The following is a 21929-nucleotide window of genomic DNA, read 5'->3' on the forward strand; positions in this document are numbered from 1 at the left end:
GCGGTTCGTAGAATCCAGACATACTTGCCGCCTGAACCGACCGAGAAGCCTTATGCCCCGGCGCTTATTCAAACGTTACATGCCAGACCCGACCAGCATCAGGGAACACAAATCCTTACGCTTTCTCGGCACCCTGCTGCATGACCCGAACCTCTGGCACCTCAATCGCCACTCCGTCGCACGGGCCATGGCGGTCGGTTTGTTCGCGGCGTTCCTGCCCATCCCGTTGCAGATGCTGTTGGCGGCCATCCTTGCGATTGTGGTGCGCGGCAACATGCCGATTGCCGTCAGCCTGGTCTGGCTGACCAACCCGATTACCATGCCGGCGGTGTTCTTTTGCACTTACCAGACCGGTGCCTGGTTGATGGATGTTCCCGCCCGCAGCCTGCCGGATGAATTGACCTGGGAATGGATCAGCGGCGAACTTTCGAGCCTGTGGCAACCGTTCTTGCTCGGCTCGGTGGTCACGGGGTTGGTGCTGGGTGCCCTCGCCTATTGTCTGGTGATGATGTATTGGCGCTGGTGGGTTGGGCGGCAGTGGAAGCGGCGTAAGAAAAGCCGGATGTAAGAATGAAAAACGGCCTCCAATGCGGAGGCCGTTTTTTTTTGCGGTGTCTGGGCTGACGTCATCGCGGGCAAGCCCGCTCCCACAGGGATCTGTGTCGTTCACAAATGATGTGGCCAACTCCAATTCACTGTGGGAGCGGGCTTGCCCGCGATGAAGGCGACTCGGTCTTCCTTAGGTACGCATCCCACGCCCACTCACCAGTAACCGCGCACAACCGATATACAGCACAACAGTCGCTATCAGCATGAAGGTGATCGCCACGCTGATCTTGATATCCGACACACCGAGGATGCCGTAACGGAAGGCGTTGACCATGTGCAGCACCGGGTTGGCCAGCGACACGGTCTGCCAGAACGGTGGCAGCAAGCTGATCGAGTAGAACACCCCGCCCAAGTACGTCAACGGCGTCAGCACGAACGTCGGGATAATCGAAATATCATCGAAGTTGCGTGCAAATACCGCGTTAATGAAGCCCAGCAGCGAGAAGATTGTCGCCGTCAGCACCACCACCAGAACGGTCACGCCCAAGTGATGCACCTGTAAATGAGTGAAAAACAGCGACAGCAGGGTCACGATGATCCCGACCATCAACCCGCGCAGCACGCCGCCCAGGGTGTAGCCGATCAGAATCGTATGCGGGGACACCGGCGACACCATCAATTCTTCGATGGAACGCTGGAACTTGCTGCCAAAAAAGCTCGACACCACGTTGCCGTAGGAGTTGGTGATCACCGACATCATGATCAGCCCCGGCACGATGTACTCCATGTAAGTGAAGCCACCCATGTCGCCGATCTGCCGACCGATCAGGTTGCCGAAAATCACGAAGTACAAAACCATGGTGATGGCCGGCGGCAGCAGGGTCTGCGGCCAGATCCGGGTGAAGCGCTTGACCTCACGGTAGACGATGGTATTGAGGGCAACGAGGTTGGGTTGCAGCTCGGAACTCATACCGCCACCTTCGACAGATTCTTCTCCACCAGGGACACAAACAACTCCTCGAGGCGATTGGTTTTGTTACGCAGGCTCAACACTTCGATGTTCTGCTGCGCCAATTGGGTGAACAGAGCGGTAATGCCCATGGCCTTGTCGACCTGAACTTCCAGGGTATGACTGTCGATCAGTTTGGTCGGGTAACCGAGCAACTGCGGGGCCACTTGCAACGTGTTCTTCATATCCAGCAGGAAGGTTTCGACATGCAGTTGGCTGAGCAACTGCTTCATGCTGGTGTTCTCGACAATGGTGCCGTGGTCGATGATGCCGATGTTACGGCACAACTGCTCAGCCTCTTCCAGGTAGTGGGTGGTGAGGATGATGGTGATGCCTTTCTTGTTCAGTTCGGTGAGGAACGTCCACATCGAGCGACGCAATTCGATGTCCACCCCCGCCGTCGGTTCGTCGAGGATCAGCAGGCGCGGTTCGTGCACCAGCGCACGGGCGATCATCAGTCGGCGCTTCATGCCGCCGGACAGGGAGCGCGACGGCACATCGCGCTTGTCCCACAGGCCCAATTGGGTCAGGTACTGCTCGGCGCGTTCCTTGGCGATTTTCGGCGGAATGCCGTAGTAACCGGCCTGGGTCACGACGATGTCGAAGGTTTTTTCGAACTGGTTGAAGTTGAACTCCTGGGGCACCACGCCGATGGAGCGTTTGAGTGCTGCAGGATTCTTGTCCAGGTCGTGACCGAAAATGTTCACCGTTCCGCTGGTCTTGTTCACCAGGGTCGAGAGAATGCCGATGGTCGTGGATTTGCCGGCGCCGTTGGGGCCGAGCAAGGCGAAAAAGTCACCTTCGGCGACGTCCAGATCGATACCACTCAAGGCCTGGAAACCGTTGCCGTAGGTTTTGGTTAGCTGCCGGATGGACAGAGCGGAACTCATATCGGATTTACGCACCAAGAAGGGAAGAAAGGAATAAATAAGGGCGGGCGGCGAGCAATGCAACCGCGGCGCATGAGCGCAATGGTGCTTGTCGCTGCCGCACAAGTACAGTCAAGCGTGTCGATAGTGAGTATTAAGTCAACGCGGTCATGACGGCTTTGCGATATGCCGGACGCTGTTTCAGGCGCTCGTACCAAGCCTGCAAATGAAGCTGCGGCGCACGCTCGATCGGCATCTCGAACCAGGCATAAATGAAGCTGCCCAAGGGAACGTCGCCCATGCCGATCTCATCGCCGGACAGATACGGTTTAGCCGCCAGCGCTTGATCGGCCATCGACAGCAGATCGTCGCACTCCTTGATCGCAGCCTTGATGGCCGGCCAGTCCTGCTGATCTTCCGGGGTGCGCAACACGCCCCAGAACACCGTGCGGAACGGGGTAGCAAAACTTGAGGTAGTCCAGTCCATCCACTTTTCGGCAGAGGCACGGGCCTGCAGGTCTGTCGGGTACCAGGCAGTACCACTGGCATGCCGAGCCATCAGATAACGGACAATAGTGTTGGATTCCCACAGCACAAAACCGTCGTCTTCAATCACCGGCACACGGCCGTTGGGATTCATCGCGCGGTACTCAGGCGTGTCGACCACGCCAAAGGCCCCGCCGGCGTCGATGGCTTCATAGGCCAGGCCCAGTTCTTCGGCGGCCCATAACGGCTTCCTGACATTCGACGAATTTTTCCGACCCCAGATCTTCAGCATGACCGCCCCTTTTTGGATGAATGCGCAGGCAGCATACGCCGGATCAGACGTGACTCAAATCGCTCTGCATGTCACCCAGCAGCACTGGCAGTTGCTCACCGAACAGATGCGGATAGCACTTTTCCAGGTGTTCGAAAAAGAACGCTTCAGGCACATCGGTGAACTGGCCGTGATCGATCAGATATTCCATCAACTGCTCGCCATCACGGTTGAAGGGGTGGAACACGCTGTCGTTGATCCCGTCGAACTCCAGCGGCGCGACGTTGAACAGTTCACAGAGTTGTTGATTGAACGCTGGGGTGGCTTTGACCCAACGATCGTTCAGATATAACTCGGTGTAGCCGTGCATGGCGAACACATCGCTTTTGAGCAATTCGAGCAGACGTGGCGTCGACAAATGATTACGCACATCCGCCAGACCGATACGCGCCGGGATCCCGCAATGCCGGGCTGCACCTGCCAGCAGCGTGGCCTTGGGCACGCAATAACTCTCCCCCGCCGCCAGCGCATAGCTGCCGCGCAAGGTCTCTGGATCGCGACTGAAGGTGTAAGGGTTGTAGCGCACGGCCTCACGCACTGCGTAATAGAGATTGATCGCCTGTTCGAGCGGATCGCGCCCGGCGCCACGATGTTTTTCGGCGAACTCCACCACCGAGGGGTGGTCACTGTCGATGAAGCGGCCGGGGCTCAGACATGCGTGCATGGGAACAATCTCCTGGGGGAAGCCACGAGTCTAGCGACACCTTCAGCACAGAGATAACGACGTTTCGGCCAAATATCAGCGTTTGCCGCCCTGTCGACAAAAGCGCTTAACCGTCCGCCCTCGAAATAACTGACGAATTTCAGCCGTTGCTTCCTACACGCTCAGACTCATGCTCTGACCACCCATTTTTATGGATGCCGTCTAAGCTCTGAAAGTGGTTTGGTCCCTGGCTTCATGGAGAATTGAATATGTTGCTGTTGTGGATACTGATTCTGGTGGTCGGGATTGCCTACCTGGCACATCGCCGCACTGCGCCTCTGCCCGCCTTGGGCATCATCGCTGTCTATCTGCTGGCGATGGGCATCTTCAGCCATGCGAGCCATGCCCCCGTCTGGTTAATGCTGATTTTGTGGGTGATGCTCGCAGCCGTGGCTGCTTTCCTGTTGCTGCCGGATCTGCGCCGAAAACTCTTCACGGCGCCAATATTCGGCTGGTTTCAAAAAAACCTGCCACCGATGTCGCAAACCGAACGTGAAGCCATTGAAGCCGGCACGGTCTGGTGGGACGGCGAGCTGTTCAGTGGCCGCCCGGACTGGAACAAGCTGCTGGCTTATCCAAAAGCGCAACTGAGCGAAGAGGAACAAGCCTTCATCGATGGCCCGACCGAAGAGCTCTGTGCCATGGTCAGCGATTGGCAGATCAGCCAGTTGATGGATCTGCCGCCCAAGGCTTGGGAGCACATTAAACAACATGGCTTTTTTGCCCTGATCATCCCCAAGGAATACGGCGGCAAAGGCTTCTCGGCCTATGCCCACTCCCAAGTGGCGATGAAACTGGCGACCCGCAGCGGCGACCTGGCATCCACCGTCATGGTGCCCAACTCCCTCGGCCCGGCGGAACTGCTGCTGCATTACGGCACCGACGAACAACGCAATCATTACCTGCCACGGCTGGCACGCGGCGACGATATTCCCTGCTTTGCCCTGACGGGTCCGATGGCAGGCTCCAACGTCGGCGGGATGACCGACACCGGGGTGATCTGCAAAGGTGAATGGGAAGGCAAGGAAACCCTCGGCCTGCGCCTTAACTGGGAAAAACGCTACATCACCCTCGGCCCGGTGGCGACCTTGATCGGCCTGGCGTTCAAGGCCTATGACCCGGACCATCTACTGGGCGACAAAGTCGACCTGGGGATCAGCCTCGCCTTGATTCCAACCCAGACCCCCGGTGTAGAAATCGGTCGCCGTCACCTGCCGCTGGGCGCCTCATTCATGAACGGCCCGAACTCCGGCAAGGATGTGTTCGTACCGCTGGAATTCATCATCGGCGGTCAGGAGATGCTCGGTGAAGGCTGGATGATGTTGATGAACTGCCTGTCAGTCGGGCGTTCCATTTCGCTGCCCGCCATCGGTACCGCTGCGGGTAAGTTCACCAGTCTGGTGACGGGCCAGTACGCGCAGGTTCGCGAACAATTCAACGCACCGCTGTCAGCCTTCGAAGGCATTCAGGAAGCACTGGCGCGGATCGCCGGCAGTACCTGGCTGATGGACAGCGCACGGATGCTCACCGCCAACGCGGTCGACCTCGGCGAAAAACCGTCGGTGCCCTCGGCCATTATCAAATACCACCTCTCCGAACGCGGCCGCGAATGCATCAGCCACGCCATGGATGTTCACGGCGGCAGGGCCATCATCATGGGCCCGAACAACTACCTGGCGCGTAGCTGGCAAGGTGCGCCCATTTCGGTCACGGTCGAAGGTGCGAACATCCTGACACGTAACTTGATGATCTTCGGCCAGGGCGCTATTCGCTGCCATCCGTTCGTGCTCAAGGAAATGGCCCTCGCCCACCGCGAAGACAAACAACAGGCACTGATCGAGTTCGATGCACTGCTGCTCGACCACATTGGTTTTGCCGTGAGCAACGCCGCCAGCACCCTGGTGCTGAACCTCGGTCTTGGGCATTTCGAACACGTGCCCGGGGACAAGCTCAGCCAAGGCTATTTCCGCGCCCTCAACCGTCAGGCCGCGGCCTTCGCCCTGCTTGCAGACCTGAGCATGATGCTGCTGGGCGGTGAACTGAAGCGCCGCGAACGGCTGTCCGCACGTCTGGGCGATGTACTCAGCTACCTGTATCTGGCCTCCGGCGCACTCAAGCGTTATCACGATCTCGATTCGCCCGAGCATATGCACCCGCTGTTCGCCTGGGCTATGGAAGAGAGCCTAGGCCAGTCCGAACGTGCGCTGGACGAACTGCTGACCAACTTCCCGAACAAGGTGCTTGGATGCTTGCTGCGGGTGATGGTGTTTCCGTTCGGTCGTCGACACAGAGGCCCATCAGACAGACTGGCCGCCCAAGTAGCAGCCGTCATCAGCCGCGCCAAGGGCGATCCAACGCTTGAAGAGTTACTGGGCGGCTGCTATCGCCCGCAATCACCAGAAGACTCGGTCGGCGCCCTGCAGCACGCTTGCGATTTGCTGAACGCCGCCAAGCCGCTACAGAAAAAACTCAATACGGCACTGAAAAGTCGCCAGGTCAAACCCACTCTCGGAGAATCTGTCATCGATACCGCCCTGGAGGCTGGCGTCTTGCAACCGGTTGAAGCCCAGACCTTGCGCGAGGCAGAAGTGGCACGACGCAAGGTGATTGATGTCGATGATTTCGACCCAAAGGAACTGGTATTGGCCAAAGGCAAGGTCCGCTGATCCGGCGGACCCTGTGTCTTGCATGGGACTCTTTATCATGTGAAAAAGGGGCGCAGGAGCTTATACTCTCGCGCCCGTTTTGCTCTTGAGGACTTATCTCGTGTCCAATGTCGTTGCCGATCATCTCGTCTTGCTCGACCACCTGCGCAGCATCCTGGTCGCCGTAGGTGAGGCCGAACAGGTTCCCGAAGAAAGCCATGCCTTGTTCCTGGAGCGCTTCGACGAACTGCGTGCATTGCTGCCGGTCGACCCGATCGAAAGCCAATACCTGGGCCAGGACATTCTGTGTCAGGTGATCACTCGTTATCCGCAAATCGCCCACCTGGTCCCGCGCGACCTGCTGTGGTACTTCGCCGGTGACTGCCTGCATTACATGCCCGATGATGAAATCGACCTGTACCAGGCCCTCGAAGAGCGTCGCTTCGAAGCCGAACAGAACGACGAACCGTTCGACTGGAATCAGGAAAAACAGCTGCTGGCGATGTCGAACCAGGACAGCAAGCACTGATCCCACAGTCAGTAATGCAAAAGGCCCGCATGGTTGAATATGCGGGCCTTTTTATTGGTTCGTGAAAGATCAAAGCAACCCGTCACTCTCGGGTAACTCATACTCCGCCGCGACCTTGCCCAATGCACCTGGCTTACCCGGCCTGCTCAAGGTTGGCTCCTTCTCCAGGCATTCCACCAGATAGTCGATAAGCACCCGTAATTTGGGCGGTAGATAGCGGGTTGGCGAATGCAGCAGCCAGGCGCCTCCATGGTAGGAGGCCAGAAAAGTCCAGTCCGGCAGTACCTGCACGATCAGCCCTTGTTCCAGCGCATAACGGGCGGTGAAGTACGGCAGGCTGCCGATTCCGATGTGTTGCAATACCGCGCCCAGTCGCACGCCCGTGTGATTGGCGGCGTAACGTCCGCGTACGCCGACGGTCACGGCTTTGCTGCCTTTCTTGAATTTCCAGCGCGCATCGCTCGGGGTTTCACCCAGATAAATACAGCTGTGGTTGAGCAAGTCATGGGGATGAGTCGGCGTGCCGTGCTCAGCCAAGTACTGCGGCGTTGCGCAGAGCAAATGATCGATGGTCAGCAACTGCCGCCCCACCAGCCCTGCAGGCGGTCGGTCGGTAATACGGATCGCCAGATCGACGTTGTCGTCGATCAAATCCACCTGACGGTCCTCGAGCAACAACTCCACATTCACTTTGGGATAGCGCCGCAGAAATTCCGGCATGTGCGGATGAATCACGAATCGCCCGACGGCCTTGGGCACGCTGACGCGCACCAGCCCTTCGGCTTCATGGGTGAACTGACCGCTGATTTCCATCACCGACTTCGCTGCGCTGACCATCTCCTGGCAACGCTTGAACACCTCTTCACCACCGTCGCTCAGGCGCAGCTTACGCGTGGTTCGTTGCAGCAGCCGCGTGGCGAGCGCCTTCTCCAAGCGTGAAATGCTGCGACTCACCGCGGAGGGTGAAGAGCCCAATTGACGCGCCGCTTCGGAGAAACTGCCAGTCTCGACAACCTTGACGAAAATCGCCATTTCACCGAGCAGCGGCAGGGGAAGATTTATGCTCACAGCGCAACAGTCCTTTGATGATTGAAAGGATTATCACGCAATTCCACGGTTCATATAATAAAAATAGAAACTTTAATAAGAGCATGGAATATGACGCTTCGCCTCTTCTTCCATAGTGATGAGCTCAAGGCCAATGTGGAAGTCCTGGAATGTACACCCCAGGAGAACGAATTCGCTGTGGTACTGCGCGCCACACTGTTTCATCCCCAAGGCGGCGGGCAACCCTGGGATACCGGCTGGATCGGCGAAAGCCAGGTGCTGCGCGTGGTTCAGGACCCGGACCGGATCATCCACTTCGTCGACCACCCGGTAAAACTCGGCATGATCCAGATCCGGGTCGACGAGCAACGACGCCGGTTCAACACACGCATGCATTCGGCGGGTCACCTGATTGGTCACTTCGTCCAGGCGATGGGCTGGATGCCGATCAAGGCTCATCACTGGCCGGATGAAGGACGTGTCCAGTTCAAGCCGGCTGAAAGCGCGCAGGAGGTCGATGCCCAGACGATTCAACACGGCATCAAGCAATGGATCGCCCATGACCTGCCGCGCCTGACGTCGTTGCGCGAAGGCGCCCGGGAAATCGGTTTCGGTGAACTGCCCGCCTACGGCTGCGGCGGCACCCATGTACGGAGCCTGAAGGATTTGGGCACGGTCACGATCGCTTCCCTTTCACAAAAAAAGGGAGCGCTGTCAGTCCACTACAGCGTGGATTGAGCATTTGGGCGATGTCGGCCCTGTCATCGCCTGACGCCGGGGGAGCCTGCATTCGCGGGCTCTGTTGACTATCGATAGATGGACCTAAAAACATGATGCTTGACGTCGAGCGTCTCGATGAGACGTGCATACAAAAACTGGCCAACGAAGAAGTCCTCGCCATCCGCGTCAAAGGCTTGTTGCCTCAGCCACTGGCGATCCAGATCGGCGACAAGATCCTCGCCCCTGGCTTCGAAGGCTACATCAACGCGCCGAGCATCGGTCGCATTGGCATGGCGTTTTATGAAGCGGAAAACCAGCCGCTGCTGATCGAGGATTACTTCGAGCGCGCCACCAGCAATATCGCCGAATTGCGCAGCCGTTGTGCGCCCTACTCCTCTCCTGTCGACACGTTGCGCTGCATGCTCGACGAGTCTTGGCCGGCGGGGGCGCATCTGGAAAATCTCTATGGCCGCAAGATGTATGTGGGGCTATCCCGGGTCGTGAAACCCGGGGTGTGCTTCCTCGCCCATCACGACATTTTCGCCAAGGATGCCCCGGACAGCTTCCAGGCCAAAAGCCTGGAAGCGCAGTTCGCCTGCAACGTCTATCTGAACATGCCGACCGAGGGCGGCGCGTTGCAGATGTGGGACCACGACATTTCTCCGGACCAGTTCGACGAAATGCGTGGCGACAGTTACGGCATCGACCCGGCCTTGCTCGGCCCCCCGACCCTGGAGATTCGTCCTGAGCCGGGTGATTTCATCATGTTCAATTCGCGCTGCATGCACTCGGTGACCCCGGGGGTGGACGACCCGCGATTGAGCCTTTCCTTCTTTGTCGGCTATCGCGGCAATGCTTCACCCCTGACTTTCTGGAGCTGAGATGTTTTCGAATTACCTGGGCGAGTTTCTGGCGCTGGCAACGATCCACTTTCTGGCCGTGGTTGCTCCCGGACCGGACTTCGCCGTGACCATCCGCCAAAGCGTGCGTTTCGGCCGCTTAGTGGGGATTTGCACGGCGCTGGGCATCGGCGCGGGCATTTCCGTGCATGTGCTTTACACCTTGCTCGGCGTCGGCGCGCTGATGCACACCACGCCCTGGTTGTTGACGGTGGCCAAGGTTGTGGGGGGCGCCTACATTTTGTACCTCGGCGTGAGCTTGATACGCAGCAAACCCAAATCGGCAATTGAAGGCGACAAGGGTGCAGAAGCGTCAGCTGAACGACAGACCTTGTTCAAGGCCTTCAGCACGGGGTTTCTGACCAACGCCACCAACCCCAAGGCCACGCTGTTTTTCCTGGCGATCTTCACGACCATCATCAGCGCCACGACGCCGCTGCAGATTCAGGCGCTGTACGGGCTGTGGATGTGTTTCGTGAATGCCTTGTGGTTCGTGATCGTGGCGCTGTTTTTTTCCAGCGCGCGGGTGCGATTGCTGTTCATGCGCATGGGGCACTGGTTCGAACGAACCATGGGGGTGATCCTGATTCTGTTCGCTGGCCGGTTGATTCTGTCGATGTAAAACAAACGGCCCGCTCAGCTTGACTGGCGGGCCGTCGATATCATTTCCTGTTCGATAACCGAGACACTTACCAAAGCGCCAGGGATGCCACGGACAAACAATGAATACTGCTCAACAATCGATTCGACAGTACATAAAAGCCAAGGACGGTAACCGCCCCCATTTGTTGCCCCAGGCTTTTGCGCCAGACGCGATACTGGACATGGTCGTGCACACCGGGTCTATCTCATTTCCACCCCACGTTGAAGGCCTTGGGCCCATCGGCGATGTGCTGGTCAGACGATTCGGCCAGACCTTCGAAAACGTCTATACCTTTTGCCTGGGACTCCCACCTGAACCACAAGCCAAAACATTCCAGTGCAAATGGCTGGTCGGCATGTCCGACAAGAGCGGCGGCGAAGTCCGGGTCGGTTGCGGTCTGTATGAGTGGCAGTTCAGCCCCGAGTCGGGGCTTGTCGAGAGGCTCACTATCACCATTGAGCACATGAAAACCCTGCCGGCGACTGATCTGCACTGCATCATGGAGTGGGTATCGCATCTGGATTACCCATGGTGCAGTTCGCAAGCGTTAGTGAACAATGCTCCTGACGTAGACACGCTTGAAGAGGTGATCCAGTACCTGGCGGCCAATACTCCAACCTGCACTTCGCAGGTGTAGAGCTACACAATCAGTCGTTTTCAGCTTCCTGGTCATATCCCGTCAGATGCCATTGTTACTATTGGTCTGCATTCGAAAAGTACAAAACGGCACGCCTGAAAACGCCACTCAATGAGTGGCGTTTTTGTGAAATATGCAGCGCAAAACCCCAATAAAAACTCGCGGGACCGTAAAGCCCCCCTTATTCCATCAGCATCCGGCGCAATACCAATGATTGCGTGGCCTGACCGTGGCTTTCAGAAAAAAACCAGCATCTGTATCGAAAGTTTTCGTTCAAAGCGTGGCGCTTTGCCTTGGTTGAACTACCTTTCAAACAAGAAGAAGACATAACGGTTCGAAATGCCACGTTAGGTTCAGCGATCAGATAGCGGCATGGCAAAAGGAGTTACCTCACTATGGTCCTGGCAAGCATTTTCCGGCTCTTTGCTTTGATTGCCGGTTGCTTTTTAGGGGAGTCAGGTCGGCGCAAAGTGCCGCCTTTAGCTGCTGTTGCTTTCGAGCCCGAGCCTATCGTTCGGCTCGACAGTTCAGGTATCTGGATCACTAAAAACCGTTTATAGCGAAGGTCGCTCGTTGTTCCGTCAGAACAGCGTATTGCAGTTGCTTGCATGTAGCACCAAGGAATATTGCCGGGGCCATTAGTCAGGGGTCTGGCGGGGTAGAGGGCCGACCAAGGCCCCTTGTAGTGATCCGAGGCAACCTAGTTAGCCTCAAAGATGGCCTATTCAGCGAGGATGCACTTAATGAGCTATCGTACCGTGCCCGCTTTCAAGCGAATTATCCATGGCCTGTTCTGGACGGGTCTCAGCGTGAATGCGGCGCAGGCCGCGCCGGCCAATTGTTCGCAACTGAATAGTTTGCCGGCAACGTTCGAGGTCGGTCAGGGACTTCAGAACGAACTGCGCGTCCCCGTGCCGGTGACAAAACTGGCGATAGGCGACCCGAAAATCGCCGACGTGCAACCCAGCGGCAACAATCTCGACGCCTTCTTACTCACCGGTATAGCGCCGGGAACCACCAGCCTGATGGTCTGGACCGCCTGTTCGAAAGAACCGCGCCAAAGCATGGTGTTCGTCAAGGGCAGGGCCACCGCGGCGCTGACCAGCGTGTCGACGGTGCCTTCAGAAGACCCGCTGCTGCCGAGCCAGGTGCAGACCGATATCCGCTTCGTTGAAGTCAGCCGGACCAAGCTCAAGGAGGCTTCCGCCTCGATTTTCGGCACCCGCGGCAACTTCCTGTTCGGCTCGCCAAGAACCTTGCCCACCATCGGCGGCATTGTCACGCCGTCGGTGCCGGTGGACAACGGCATGTTCAACCTCAATTTTGCTACCGGCAATACCTTGGTGGCGATCAACGCGCTCGAAGGCAGCGGTTTCGCCTATACCCTGGCGCGGCCAAGCCTGGTGGCGCTCAGCGGGCAGAGTGCGAGCTTCCTGGCCGGCGGTGAAGTACCGATTCCGGTGCCCAGTTCAGGCAGCGATAACGTGTCCATCGAGTACAAGGAATTCGGTATCCGCCTGACCCTGACGCCAACCATCGTCGGGAAAAACCGCATCGCGCTGAAGGTGGCGCCGGAAGTCAGTGAACTAGACTTCACCAACGCTGTGAGCATCGCCGGCACCATAGTCCCGGCGCTGACCATACGCCGTACCGACACCAGCATCTCCCTGGCCGACGGTGAAAGCTTCGTCATCAGCGGCCTGATCAGCACCCGCAACAGTTCCCAGGTGAACAAGTTTCCGGGGCTGGGCGATATCCCGATTCTGGGCGCCTTCTTCCGTGATAACTCCATCAACCGTGAAGAGCGCGAACTGCTGATGATCGTTACCCCGCATCTGGTCCAGCCCCTGGCTGCCAATGCACAACTACCGTCGTTGCCTGGCGAGCAGCTGCGCAATTACGACCCGAACTTCTACCGCATGTTCTTCCTCGAAAATGGCGATTTCGACAGTCGCTCCGGGCTCTCGCAATGAACCTGAATCAGACTTGCCTTGCCCTCACTCCTAACGGTGATGTTGAGCGCTTGCCAAACCAGCTTTATTGCCATTGGCCAGGCGTTCAACGTGTTGTAGCCAGAGGACACTCGATGAAAGCAGTCATTGCAATAGCGGCGACAATAATGCTCACAGGTTGTGCCAGCAATGGCCTGTCTTCGCGACCGGCTATGTGTGCCAAGCCCGGTTCGGAGCAAGAGCTGGCCCTGAGCCTGGCCGACAACATGGCCAACGAGGGCCGTTTGTATGCCAGCCTGGCGAATCTGGAAGGCTTGCCCGACAACCTGGTCCAGGTTCGCCTGCGCAAGGCTCGAGTACTGCGCTTGATGGGGCGAAAAGACGCGGAGCCGTTGTATCAAAGCTTGATCGGCACCTGTCTGGCCGCTGACGGGGAACATGGCCTGGGCCAGTTGGCCGCGGCCAAAAATGATTACGCCACCGCGACCACTCACCTTGAGCGTGCAGTGAAGATGGCCCCCACCGACGACAAGATGCGCAATGACCTGGGGGTCGTCTACCTCAATCAGCGACGCATCCCTGAAGCACGCTTCGAGTTCATGACCGCCATGGAACTCAAGCAGACAGATTCACTGGCGGCACTGAATATGGTGACGCTGCTGATCTATCAGGATAACTGGAAGGCAGCTTCCGAACTTGTGACTCGCGCAAGCTTGAGTCCTCAGCAAGTCGCAGAGGCTCAAACCCGCGCGGAAAAACTCAAGGCTTCTGCTAAGAAAGCGGTGGCTTCCGAGGGGAATCGCAAAACTGAGGTAGCCGATGCCTCATCCAGTGCGACCAAGTAAAACGTACGAGGAGTCGAGATGAATACCAAGAGGCTGTTGATCGTGTGCATGGCTTGCCTGTCCACCAGTGCCTGGGCTTTTGAACCAGGCCCCTCTTCGAAGGAGCAAAAAGGCACCGAGCAGTGGATGCAGCTACAGATTCGCGGCACCGTTGCTTCACCCAAACTGCAAACCGCTTCGGCCACCGAACGTGACCTGGCCATGCAGCGTTGGATCAATAGCTTCAGCCACCCGATTCCGGAGTTTTTTGACCAGGATGCAGCGGGTGAAATGACCACCGGCAACTGAGGCATGTAATGAGTGATCAGCCTCTGGCGTCGTTCAGAGTGGCCTGGCTGCAAAGCCGGGCTAGACGTCGTATGCAGGAAAGCATTGGCATCTACACATTATCCAAGCCTGGCTGAATTACCCTGTAGGAGCTGCCGTAGGCTGCGATTTTTTGCTCTTCAGCGATTCCCCTCGACCATCAAAATCAAAAGATCGCAGGCTTCGCCAGCTCCAACATCTGACCGACGTCGGTGTTCCTTAAAGGGGTGCCTGGCAACTATTGCTTCCGCCTTGACCTGCCTGTCACCGAGCGTATCGCGACAATTAGCGCCAGGTCGTGATTAACAGACGTACGCAATCTCTGTAGGCGCTGCCGCAGGCTGCGATCTTTTGCTCTTCAGCGATCCCTCCGCCGTCAAAATCAAAAGATCGCAGGCTTCGCCAGCTCCTACGCTTGACCGCGGTGTTCCTTAAAGGGGGGGTCTGGTAACTATTGCTTCTGCCTTGACCAGCCTATCACCGAGCGTGATCGCGGCAATCAGCGCCAGGTCATGATTAACAGATGGACGAAAAAACTGGGTGATCGGCCTCTGGCGTATTCCAGAGTGGCCTAAAGAGCCAGGCTCAGTCACGTGTGCAGAAAAATACAGATGAAGTACGAGGTGGAGCAGGCGATTGGAGTCAAGACCCTCCGCTCGCCTGCTCCACCTCGTGTTTACGCAGTACAACAACCCTGTTCGAAACAAACACTCCTGTTCACTTACCGAATGCCTTGAATACCCCGATCAGGGCGGGACCAATGGCTATCAGAAAGAAGCTCGGCCACAGACAGAAAATCAGAGGGAATATCATCTTGGTGCCGATTTTCGCCCCCATCTCTTCGGCGGCCTGTGTACGCCGGTCACGGAACTCATCGGCATAGATGCGCAAGGTATCGGCCACGCTGGTACCAAAACGGATACTCTGCGCCAACAGGCTGACTAACCCTTGTACGTCCTCCAGCCCGGTGCGTACGGCCAATTGTTTGAGTGCCTCGGTACTGGAGATGCCCGCGCGGATTTGCGCATTGACCGTAGCCAGTTCTTCAGCCAACTCAACCTGACTGACCGACATCTCCTCTGCCACCCGCTCAATAGTCAGAGGCAAGGCCAGACCCGACTCCACGCAGACCACCATCAGGTCCAGGGCATCCGGAAAGGCCGCCCGCAGCCTGCCCTGCCTGGCCTGCTTGCGCTTTCCGACATACAGCGCAGGCACCAGCCATCCAACAGCAGCGGCTATCAACACCAACGCCAACCCCGAAATCAGAGAAAGCTTGGGGATTATTGGCAACACCAATAGCGCTACGCCAACCAACACCAGTGGCAACAACAAGCGCACCGCCCAGTACATCTGGACTGCCGACTGTGAGCGGTAACCGGCGTGCATCAACAGGGTTTGGGTGGCGGACGTCTGAGCCGTCTCAGTCGAGCCAAAGCGTTGGCCGACCCGCTCCAGCAATAATTGCAGATTGCTCGGTGCCTCCTGCCCTGAATTCCCTGAATGACCACGCTTGATCAACGCCAGACGACGCTGCACAGGATCCTGCAGCCCCAACAGCAGTAGCATCACGGTGATGACCGCGAGGACTGCACTCAAACTCATCGCACCGACAAACAACAGGCGCGCCATCTCTTCATTGCCTGTTACTCGACTGAACAACCCGAGTAAATAGTCCATGACCTGCACCTCCACATGGCGAATAGCGCTTAAACCTGAATCCGGATGATTTTGCGAATCCAGAAAATCCCGACCAACATGGCGCAGAAAGCCCCGATGATCAGCTTATGTCCTAGGGGATCATTGAGCAGCATAGGCATGTAGGTGGGGCTTGTGATAACGATCCCAATGGCCAGCACGAAGGGAATGGCCACCAGTATCCAGGCCGACATCCGCCCTTCGGCTGACAGGGTCCTGACCTTGCGCTGAAAGCGAAAACGTCCGCGGATCAGGCGACTCAAACGCTCTAGCACCTCGGTCAGATTGCCGCCGGTTTCGCGATGGATAAGGATCGAGGTGACCAGCATCATCACCGTCATGCTCGGCATGCGCTCCAGCAGGCCGAGCATGGCCCGGCGTACATCGTTGCCATAGTTGATATCGGCGAAGGTCAGGCCAAACTCATGAGCGACCGGCCCCTTGTGCTCCTCGGCGACCAGGCGCAGGGTTTCGTTGAACGGGTGCCCGGCGCGCAGAGCCCGGCACATGGCATCCAGCGCATCCGGCAGGCCTTCCTCGAACGCAGCGAAACGTTTGCCACGGTCACGAGAAATTTTCAGCAGGGGTAACCAGAACACCCCGAAGCTCGCGAGCAGCGCCATCCACCAGACTGACGAGATTATCCAGATCGAGATGCCCACACAGGTGCTCATTAGCAGCCCGAGCAACATCACCCGATAAGCACGATATTCATGGCCGGCCTGCTCGATCATCTGTGTCAGGTTCGCCATAAAGGGCAATTGCTCGAGCATGGCCTCCAGTGGCGACAAGCGTGTCAGGTATTTCTGCCGCAACACCGTCTGCATGTTGGGCAAATTGTTGGCTTTCTCCAGAACATGCAGACGGCCGCGGATACGCTTGCGCATCTTGCCGGCCTCGCCGAACACTGGCACCACCACGCCCTGGGACAGGAGGAATACGGCGATAAACACCATGCAGAGGAATATCAGAATAAATTCACCAGGAATATGGCTCATGACTGCCGTGCCTCCATCCATTCAGGCCTGAACATGGTAAGCGGCAACTCGATACCGCGCTTGGCCAGCACATCGCGGAAGGCCGGGATCATGCCACTGGGGCGATAATCACCGAGCACTTCGCCATTTTCGCCCATGCCTTGACGGGTAAAGGAGAAGATTTCGGTCATGGTGATGATCTCGCCCTCCATGCCGTTGATCTCCTGCACGCTGACCAGCCGGCGCTTGCCGTCTTCCTGACGCTCCAGTTGAATCACCACATCGATGGCTGAAGCAATCTGCTGCCGCATGGCTTTGATCGGGAAGGTCGCCCCGGTCATCGACACCATGTTCTCGATTCGTCCCAACGCATCGCGCGCGGTGTTGGCGTGGATGGTGGTCAACGAGCCGTCGTGGCCGGTGTTCATCGCCGTCAGCATGTCCAGCGCCTCGGCGCCGCGCACTTCGCCGATCACAATGCGGTCCGGGCGCATCCGCAGACTGTTGCGCACCAACTCGCGCTGACTCACCTCGCCTCGTCCCTCTATGTTGCAAGGACGGGTTTCCAGGCGCACCACGTGGGGCTGCTGCAGTTGCAGTTCGGCCGAGTCTTCGATGGTGACGATCCGCTCGTTTTGCGGAATGAAACTGGACAGCACATTGAGCATGGTGGTCTTGCCGCTGCCGGTACCGCCGGAAATCAAAACGTTCAGGCGCCCGCGGACAATCGCCTTGAGCAGCAGGGCAATGGCCGGGGTTAATGTCCCCACCGAGATCAGGCTGTCGGTATTGAGCAGGTCCACCGCAAAGCGGCGAATCGACATGCTCGGGCCGTCGATGGCCAGCGGCGGGATAATCGCGTTGACCCGTGAACCGTCCTTGAGCCGGGCGTCCACCAATGGCGAGGACTCGTCGATACGCCGACCAAGGCTGGATACAATGCGGTCGATGATGTTCAGTAAATGCTGATCATCGCGAAAGCGCACATCGGTCCGTTGCAGTTTGCCAAAGCGCTCGACATAGACCGAGGCATGGCCGTTGACCAGAATATCGGACACGCTGTGATCGGCCAGCAACGGTTCCAGGGGACCCAGGCCGAGCACCTCGTCGGTGATTTGCTTGATGATCAACTGGCGGCTGGCGGTACTCACCGGCGCCGAATGCTCATCGAGCAGGCGCTGGCAAATGTCGCGAATCTGCCGCGTGGCCTCGGCCTGTTCGAGGGAGTCCAGCAAAGACAGGTCCATGACCTTGAGCAACTGCTGGTAGATCTTTTCCCGCCACTCGGCTTCCACTGGGGTGACCTGGCTTCTTGTTTCGTAAAGAACGTCCGGTGCCGCACGTTCCCACGCCATTATTTCCTCTGCCGGGTCCAGCAGGTCGTCGCCCAACTGAGTAGCCGACGAAGAGGCGGGTTTACCGGACTGTTTGCGCAAGCGGTTACGAAAGTCGCTGATCATGGGTCATCCCCCGAAAAAACGGTTGAAGGCGCGTTTGAGTAAGCCTTTGTTCCCGGCCACCTGTTGACCGACCAGGTCCTCGGTCATGTCGCGCAGTGCGGCAGTAATCGCTGCCCTCGGCGCATGCAGCCCCAACGGCACGCCAGTGTTCTGACTCTGGCTGACCAGGTTGAAGTCGTTGGGTAATTTCGACAGATTGGTGCAGCGCAGTGCCTCGCCAATGTCTTTGAGGCTGATCGCTCCCGCCTTGTCAAAGCGGTTGACCACTATCTGCAATTGATCCCCGCGCACGCCCAGGTCATCGCGAAGAATCCGCACCAGGGAGCTGGCATCGCGCAGATGGCTGACACTCTGCTGCACCACTACGTACACCCGATCCACCTGTTCCAGCACGGAGCCGGTGAGGTGATCGATTTGCCGCGGCAGGTCGATCACCACCCAGTCATAGCTGGCACGGGCCAACTTCAACAGGGCATCAAGCTGCTCGGGTTGGGCATCTTGCGGCAGGCACAACTCGCCGGCTCGACCACCCAGCACATGCAAGGTGGGGCTGAAGTGACTGCAAAAACCGCGTAGCGCGACGCTGTCCATGCCGTCGATCTGATGCAACACCTCGAGATGGCTGTGCGACTGCGCCACATCCAGGTAATGCGTCACGCTGCCAAATTGCAGGTCCATGTCCAGCAACAGGGTACTGCCGCCCCTGGCACTGAGCTGCTGGGCCAGGTTGCAGGCCACCAGGGTTCCGCCGGAGCCGCCCTTGGCGCTCATCACAGCGATCAATTTCCCTTCCGCCCCACTGCCGGTCCGAACCTCCATGACCAGCCGATTCAAGGCGGCAACCAATTCCGTCTCGGCGATGGGCTCGGGCAGCACGTCACGGGCGCCGGCCTGCATCGCCATACGCATGCCTTCCTGATCGCTCAGCAGACCGCAGACCAACATCGGCGGACGCTCATGGGCCGGGTGCAGCAACAGTGCCGCCAGCTCCTCGCGCCACAGGTGGCTGACGCGCAACAGCAACAGATCGGGCATCCGGTCCAGACCGTAGAGTGGGTCGACATGCCCGTTGCTCACCAGGCGAGTGCTCACCTCAAGGCAAGGCATGCGCTGGCAGACGCTCTGCAAATCGCGCAAAGAGGTGGCATCACGGCTGCTGATCAGCAACCGGAGCCCGGCTTTGCCAGTCGAAGTGGAGAGTGGTGTGTCCTTGGTATTCAGCATGGCGTGATCTCCCCGGAATCGGAATGACGCCCGAGGCTTTCGCGTGGCAAGGTTGCCCTGAATACGGGCAAGGTAATGGGCACGCCAAACCCGGGAATAAACAGATTGAAAACGAAGTTTTGCAGACTCAACCGGACATATCGGACGGCACGAAAACCGTTGACGCTGACCAGGTCGCCGGGGTTGGCCACCTGAGCACCGTTTACGTCCAGATAGGTCAGCGTCAGGTTGCTGGTGTTCAGGTTGGTGATCAGCTGGCTCGTACCGGCGTCGGTCGCGGCATTGAAGATCGCCCGCCGCAACACCACCGGATCGCTGATATTGCACACCGACGCCAGGCGCGCGCCACGGCGCACGGCTTCATCCAGCGCATTGACCGTGAAGTACAGACGGCCCATTTCCAACACGGCGAACAACAGCGTGAACATCAGCACGCCAATGATGGCGAACTCCACCGCATAAGTGCCCTGCATGCGTTTGCGATTCATCACAATGCCCTCATGACAGTAGTGGCGACCAGCGGAATACTCAGCGCAATCGGATTACCGAAAAACCCGGGAAGCGATCCGGTGCAATTGCCACCACCAATCACCGGGCAGAACGTATAAGTGATGGTGACCCGCACATGGTCGGGGTGGGCGGGATCGGCACCCAGAGCGGAGACTGTCACCATGCCGGTCGTCAACCCTGACACCACCGCGGTCCCGGTGTTTGTAGGCACACCATAGACCGCCACGTTTTTCGTCTGGGTCTCCAGCGTGCTACCACTCGGAACAACGGCAGCGCCGACGGTCGAGTTCCATGCCTGGCTGGCGACGAAACGGTCGGCATCACGACTGGCCTGTAGCAGGACGTTGTATTGATAGAGCATGCGGCCGAACTCACCGAAGGCCAGCAACAGCAACAGCAACAGCGGCAGGGTGAGGGTGAATTCCACCATGGCCAGGCCTTGCTGGCGCCGCGAATGTTTAAACGTGTGAAGTCTCATGACGCCTCCTATGAGTCAGTGCTCGGAGTGCCGCTGCCGTTAAGATAGGTTTTGTAGAGTTGAATGATCTGCGGGCCAACATCGCTCGTCGTATTAGGACCGGGCACGTTGTCGCCTTCGCACTCCTTCACGAACTGGCCGAATATCTGCGATTCCGTGCCGCCGTTGCTCATCGGCTGCACCACGAAATAGCAACCAAAACCCAGGACAGGGACCGAGGTGGTACCGCCCTGTTTACCGGTGCAGTTGCCCACCACGATTTTCAGCATCCGACGCTCGAACACCCCACCGCTCTGACAGCCACTGCCGCCTGCCACACACGCGGCAGTACTCGTACGCCAGTCGTTGTAGTCAAATATCGCGTTACTGCCCGCGGTGAGATTGCCGTTGCTCGAGGTGACGGATTGCCCCTGGTACTTCATTTGTGGCGGGGTGACCGAGTCGTCGTAAGTGATCGCGGGGTTGCTGGACGTGGTCACCAGGTCCGGCGGATAGTCCGAAGCACTGACCGGGCCGTTGTAGATGCCGAAGCGCGTATTCAACCCTTGAGAGGTAGGGCCGACCTTGTTGCCGGGGGCCGTCTGGACATTGTCCCCCACATTGCGGCAGACCGAGCCGCCTCCGGCCAGGTCATCCCTGACCGTACTGCCGCCCGAGCCAAAATCGAGCAACTGAAAGTTGCCTGGACCAATGGGAGACGAATTGCCGGCAGCCGTCTTCAATACCTGCAAATCACCAAACTGGAAGCCCCAGAACATGCCGGTACCCGGGTTGTATTTAGTCGGGTCGCCACAGACCATCAAAGGGGCAAGATCGCACGGGCTGGTAGGGCTTGGGCCTGCGGTGGCGATCGCCGACACCGCTTTGTTTCCCAGGCCGCTAGTGCCTAATGTCTGGACGAAGTTCCAGAAAAAACCCGTCAGGCTATAGGTCGGTACCGATACCCGAACGTATTTGGCATCCGAAGGCCCAGGATAGGCGAACGGGCCATAGACGCTGCTTGCCAGTTCCACCACCGCAAATGTGCCGACGCTGCCACCGATAGCCGTAGCCAATTCGCTATTACCCGTGGCATTGGCATTCCGTGTCAGCGTATTGAGAGCGGCAGTGCGTGTTACGCTGGCAATGTTGACACCACCTTCCACCTGAAGCAGGGTTTTAGCGCCACTCAGGGCGGCGGCGTCTACAGCGTTCTGCAGGCGCGACTTGTTCAACAACATGTGGCTCACGTCTAGAGCCAGACCCGCCACCATTAAAATCGCCGCCAACGCGATTACCATCAATACGCTCACCGATCCTTCCTGGCGCCTTGGCGTCGCAGTGAACGGCTGCTGAATACGAAGATTCATCATCAAGCCCTCATTTGCCGATGCTGATCCGGATCGGCTCCGCCAAGACCTGGGTGTCCAGGC

22 protein-coding genes are annotated in these 21929 nt (G+C 58.1%); 10 read left to right on the forward strand and 12 right to left on the reverse strand.

Annotated features, from left to right (window positions below):
- Positions 1-52: 52 nt before the first annotated feature.
- Positions 53-568, forward strand: coding sequence for a DUF2062 domain-containing protein (locus tag ACZ3HH_RS07015; RefSeq protein WP_429428960.1), 516 nt, complete (start codon positions 53-55; stop codon positions 566-568).
- 171 nt (positions 569-739) lie between these two features.
- Here ACZ3HH_RS07015 and ACZ3HH_RS07020 read toward each other — a convergent pair whose 3' ends face one another.
- The 4 genes from ACZ3HH_RS07020 to ACZ3HH_RS07035 form a co-directional block, all read right to left on the reverse strand.
- Entirely contained in the window at positions 740-1519 is a 780-nt protein-coding gene (locus tag ACZ3HH_RS07020; RefSeq protein ID WP_052964869.1) for an ABC transporter permease, read from the reverse strand.
- On the reverse strand, positions 1516-2448 hold the full coding sequence (locus tag ACZ3HH_RS07025; protein ID WP_465803654.1) for an ABC transporter ATP-binding protein: 933 nt from the start codon (positions 2446-2448) through the stop codon (positions 1516-1518). The genes ACZ3HH_RS07020 and ACZ3HH_RS07025 overlap by 4 nt, the downstream gene beginning before the upstream one ends.
- Before the next feature lie 133 nt (positions 2449-2581).
- Positions 2582-3205 (reverse strand): glutathione S-transferase family protein, encoded by a 624-nt coding sequence (locus ACZ3HH_RS07030; RefSeq protein WP_465803656.1) that lies wholly within the window; start codon positions 3203-3205, stop codon positions 2582-2584.
- 43 nt (positions 3206-3248) lie between these two features.
- The gene (locus ACZ3HH_RS07035) at positions 3249-3908 is read right to left on the reverse strand and encodes a transglutaminase-like domain-containing protein (protein ID WP_465803657.1); all 660 of its coding nucleotides are present in this window, start codon (positions 3906-3908) and stop codon (positions 3249-3251) included.
- A 248-nt stretch (positions 3909-4156) separates the two neighbouring features.
- Here ACZ3HH_RS07035 and ACZ3HH_RS07040 point away from each other — a divergent pair, with 248 nt between their 5' ends.
- Together ACZ3HH_RS07040 and ACZ3HH_RS07045 are read left to right on the forward strand one after the other, a co-directional pair.
- Entirely contained in the window at positions 4157-6613 is a 2457-nt protein-coding gene (locus tag ACZ3HH_RS07040; RefSeq protein WP_465803659.1) for an acyl-CoA dehydrogenase, read from the forward strand.
- 100 nt (positions 6614-6713) lie between these two features.
- Positions 6714-7121 carry a PA2817 family protein gene (locus ACZ3HH_RS07045; protein ID WP_007905217.1) on the forward strand — a complete coding sequence of 136 codons (408 nt, stop codon included), beginning with the start codon at positions 6714-6716 and terminating at the stop codon, positions 7119-7121.
- Positions 7122-7190: 69 nt separating this feature from the next.
- On the opposite strand, the gene ACZ3HH_RS07050 is transcribed toward ACZ3HH_RS07045, so the two are convergent.
- Positions 7191-8189 (reverse strand): LysR family transcriptional regulator, encoded by a 999-nt coding sequence (locus ACZ3HH_RS07050; protein ID WP_123494604.1) that lies wholly within the window; start codon positions 8187-8189, stop codon positions 7191-7193.
- A 90-nt stretch (positions 8190-8279) separates the two neighbouring features.
- Between ACZ3HH_RS07050 and ACZ3HH_RS07055 the strand changes: the two genes are divergently transcribed.
- The 7 genes from ACZ3HH_RS07055 (at position 8280) to ACZ3HH_RS07085 (ending at position 14152) form a co-directional block, all read left to right on the forward strand.
- The gene (locus tag ACZ3HH_RS07055) at positions 8280-8906 is read left to right on the forward strand and encodes an alanyl-tRNA editing protein (RefSeq protein WP_465803662.1); all 627 of its coding nucleotides are present in this window, start codon (positions 8280-8282) and stop codon (positions 8904-8906) included.
- Between the two features lie 92 nt (positions 8907-8998).
- A complete protein-coding gene (locus ACZ3HH_RS07060; protein ID WP_465803663.1) occupies positions 8999-9769 on the forward strand; it encodes a 2OG-Fe(II) oxygenase in 771 nt (256 codons plus the stop codon).
- Between the two features lies 1 nt (position 9770).
- Complete coding sequence (locus ACZ3HH_RS07065; protein ID WP_052964877.1) at positions 9771-10409, forward strand: LysE family translocator; 639 nt, start codon at positions 9771-9773, stop codon at positions 10407-10409.
- Positions 10410-10509: 100 nt separating this feature from the next.
- Complete coding sequence (locus tag ACZ3HH_RS07070) at positions 10510-11067, forward strand: hypothetical protein (protein ID WP_465803665.1); 558 nt, start codon at positions 10510-10512, stop codon at positions 11065-11067.
- 743 nt (positions 11068-11810) lie between these two features.
- The gene (locus tag ACZ3HH_RS07075; protein WP_465803666.1) at positions 11811-13040 is read left to right on the forward strand and encodes a type II and III secretion system protein family protein; all 1230 of its coding nucleotides are present in this window, start codon (positions 11811-11813) and stop codon (positions 13038-13040) included.
- A 113-nt stretch (positions 13041-13153) separates the two neighbouring features.
- Positions 13154-13864, forward strand: coding sequence for a tetratricopeptide repeat protein (locus ACZ3HH_RS07080; RefSeq protein WP_465803667.1), 711 nt, complete (start codon positions 13154-13156; stop codon positions 13862-13864).
- 18 nt (positions 13865-13882) lie between these two features.
- Complete coding sequence (locus ACZ3HH_RS07085; protein WP_465803668.1) at positions 13883-14152, forward strand: DUF3613 domain-containing protein; 270 nt, start codon at positions 13883-13885, stop codon at positions 14150-14152.
- A gap of 735 nt (positions 14153-14887) precedes the next feature.
- Here ACZ3HH_RS07085 and ACZ3HH_RS07090 read toward each other — a convergent pair.
- Genes ACZ3HH_RS07090 through ACZ3HH_RS07120 form a run of 7 tightly spaced genes read right to left on the reverse strand, consistent with a single transcriptional unit; the run spans position 14888 to position 21869 of the window.
- Entirely contained in the window at positions 14888-15850 is a 963-nt protein-coding gene (locus tag ACZ3HH_RS07090; protein WP_465803670.1) for a type II secretion system F family protein, read from the reverse strand.
- A gap of 29 nt (positions 15851-15879) precedes the next feature.
- Entirely contained in the window at positions 15880-16866 is a 987-nt protein-coding gene (locus ACZ3HH_RS07095) for a type II secretion system F family protein (protein WP_465803671.1), read from the reverse strand.
- Positions 16863-18305 carry a CpaF family protein gene (locus ACZ3HH_RS07100; protein ID WP_465803672.1) on the reverse strand — a complete coding sequence of 481 codons (1443 nt, stop codon included), beginning with the start codon at positions 18303-18305 and terminating at the stop codon, positions 16863-16865. Before ACZ3HH_RS07100 ends, ACZ3HH_RS07095 begins: the two co-directional genes overlap by 4 nt.
- 3 nt (positions 18306-18308) lie before the next feature.
- The gene (locus ACZ3HH_RS07105) at positions 18309-19529 is read right to left on the reverse strand and encodes an AAA family ATPase (protein WP_465803673.1); all 1221 of its coding nucleotides are present in this window, start codon (positions 19527-19529) and stop codon (positions 18309-18311) included.
- Entirely contained in the window at positions 19523-20017 is a 495-nt protein-coding gene (locus ACZ3HH_RS07110) for a TadE/TadG family type IV pilus assembly protein (RefSeq protein ID WP_367372585.1), read from the reverse strand. The genes ACZ3HH_RS07105 and ACZ3HH_RS07110 overlap by 7 nt, the downstream gene beginning before the upstream one ends.
- Entirely contained in the window at positions 20017-20517 is a 501-nt protein-coding gene (locus ACZ3HH_RS07115) for a TadE/TadG family type IV pilus assembly protein (RefSeq protein WP_465803674.1), read from the reverse strand. Before ACZ3HH_RS07115 ends, ACZ3HH_RS07110 begins: the two co-directional genes overlap by 1 nt.
- 8 nt (positions 20518-20525) lie before the next feature.
- Positions 20526-21869: a TadE/TadG family type IV pilus assembly protein gene (locus tag ACZ3HH_RS07120; RefSeq protein ID WP_465803675.1), complete on the reverse strand. Its 1344-nt coding sequence runs from the start codon at positions 21867-21869 to the stop codon at positions 20526-20528.
- Positions 21870-21929 lie beyond the last annotated feature (60 nt).

Source organism: Pseudomonas sp. PME37.24/025 (genome assembly GCF_055556615.1).

Excerpts from the sequence above, each read along its gene's own strand:
- ACZ3HH_RS07015 (WP_429428960.1), top strand. The coding sequence starts at position 53 with ATGCCCCGGCGCTTATTCAAACGTTACATGCCAGACCCGACCAGCATC.
- ACZ3HH_RS07020 (WP_052964869.1), bottom strand. The coding sequence starts at position 1,519 with ATGAGTTCCGAGCTGCAACCCAACCTCGTTGCCCTCAATACCATCGTC.
- ACZ3HH_RS07025 (WP_465803654.1), bottom strand. The coding sequence starts at position 2,448 with ATGAGTTCCGCTCTGTCCATCCGGCAGCTAACCAAAACCTACGGCAAC.
- ACZ3HH_RS07030 (WP_465803656.1), bottom strand. The coding sequence starts at position 3,205 with ATGCTGAAGATCTGGGGTCGGAAAAATTCGTCGAATGTCAGGAAGCCG.
- ACZ3HH_RS07035 (WP_465803657.1), bottom strand. The coding sequence starts at position 3,908 with ATGCACGCATGTCTGAGCCCCGGCCGCTTCATCGACAGTGACCACCCC.
- ACZ3HH_RS07040 (WP_465803659.1), top strand. The coding sequence starts at position 4,157 with ATGTTGCTGTTGTGGATACTGATTCTGGTGGTCGGGATTGCCTACCTG.
- ACZ3HH_RS07055 (WP_465803662.1), top strand. The coding sequence starts at position 8,280 with ATGACGCTTCGCCTCTTCTTCCATAGTGATGAGCTCAAGGCCAATGTG.
- ACZ3HH_RS07060 (WP_465803663.1), top strand. The coding sequence starts at position 8,999 with ATGATGCTTGACGTCGAGCGTCTCGATGAGACGTGCATACAAAAACTG.
- ACZ3HH_RS07065 (WP_052964877.1), top strand. The coding sequence starts at position 9,771 with ATGTTTTCGAATTACCTGGGCGAGTTTCTGGCGCTGGCAACGATCCAC.
- ACZ3HH_RS07070 (WP_465803665.1), top strand. The coding sequence starts at position 10,510 with ATGAATACTGCTCAACAATCGATTCGACAGTACATAAAAGCCAAGGAC.
- ACZ3HH_RS07075 (WP_465803666.1), top strand. The coding sequence starts at position 11,811 with ATGAGCTATCGTACCGTGCCCGCTTTCAAGCGAATTATCCATGGCCTG.
- ACZ3HH_RS07080 (WP_465803667.1), top strand. The coding sequence starts at position 13,154 with ATGAAAGCAGTCATTGCAATAGCGGCGACAATAATGCTCACAGGTTGT.
- ACZ3HH_RS07085 (WP_465803668.1), top strand. The coding sequence starts at position 13,883 with ATGAATACCAAGAGGCTGTTGATCGTGTGCATGGCTTGCCTGTCCACC.
- ACZ3HH_RS07090 (WP_465803670.1), bottom strand. The coding sequence starts at position 15,850 with ATGGACTATTTACTCGGGTTGTTCAGTCGAGTAACAGGCAATGAAGAG.
- ACZ3HH_RS07095 (WP_465803671.1), bottom strand. The coding sequence starts at position 16,866 with ATGAGCCATATTCCTGGTGAATTTATTCTGATATTCCTCTGCATGGTG.
- ACZ3HH_RS07100 (WP_465803672.1), bottom strand. The coding sequence starts at position 18,305 with ATGATCAGCGACTTTCGTAACCGCTTGCGCAAACAGTCCGGTAAACCC.
- ACZ3HH_RS07105 (WP_465803673.1), bottom strand. The coding sequence starts at position 19,529 with ATGCTGAATACCAAGGACACACCACTCTCCACTTCGACTGGCAAAGCC.
- ACZ3HH_RS07110 (WP_367372585.1), bottom strand. The coding sequence starts at position 20,017 with ATGAATCGCAAACGCATGCAGGGCACTTATGCGGTGGAGTTCGCCATC.
- ACZ3HH_RS07115 (WP_465803674.1), bottom strand. The coding sequence starts at position 20,517 with ATGAGACTTCACACGTTTAAACATTCGCGGCGCCAGCAAGGCCTGGCC.
- ACZ3HH_RS07120 (WP_465803675.1), bottom strand. The coding sequence starts at position 21,869 with ATGATGAATCTTCGTATTCAGCAGCCGTTCACTGCGACGCCAAGGCGC.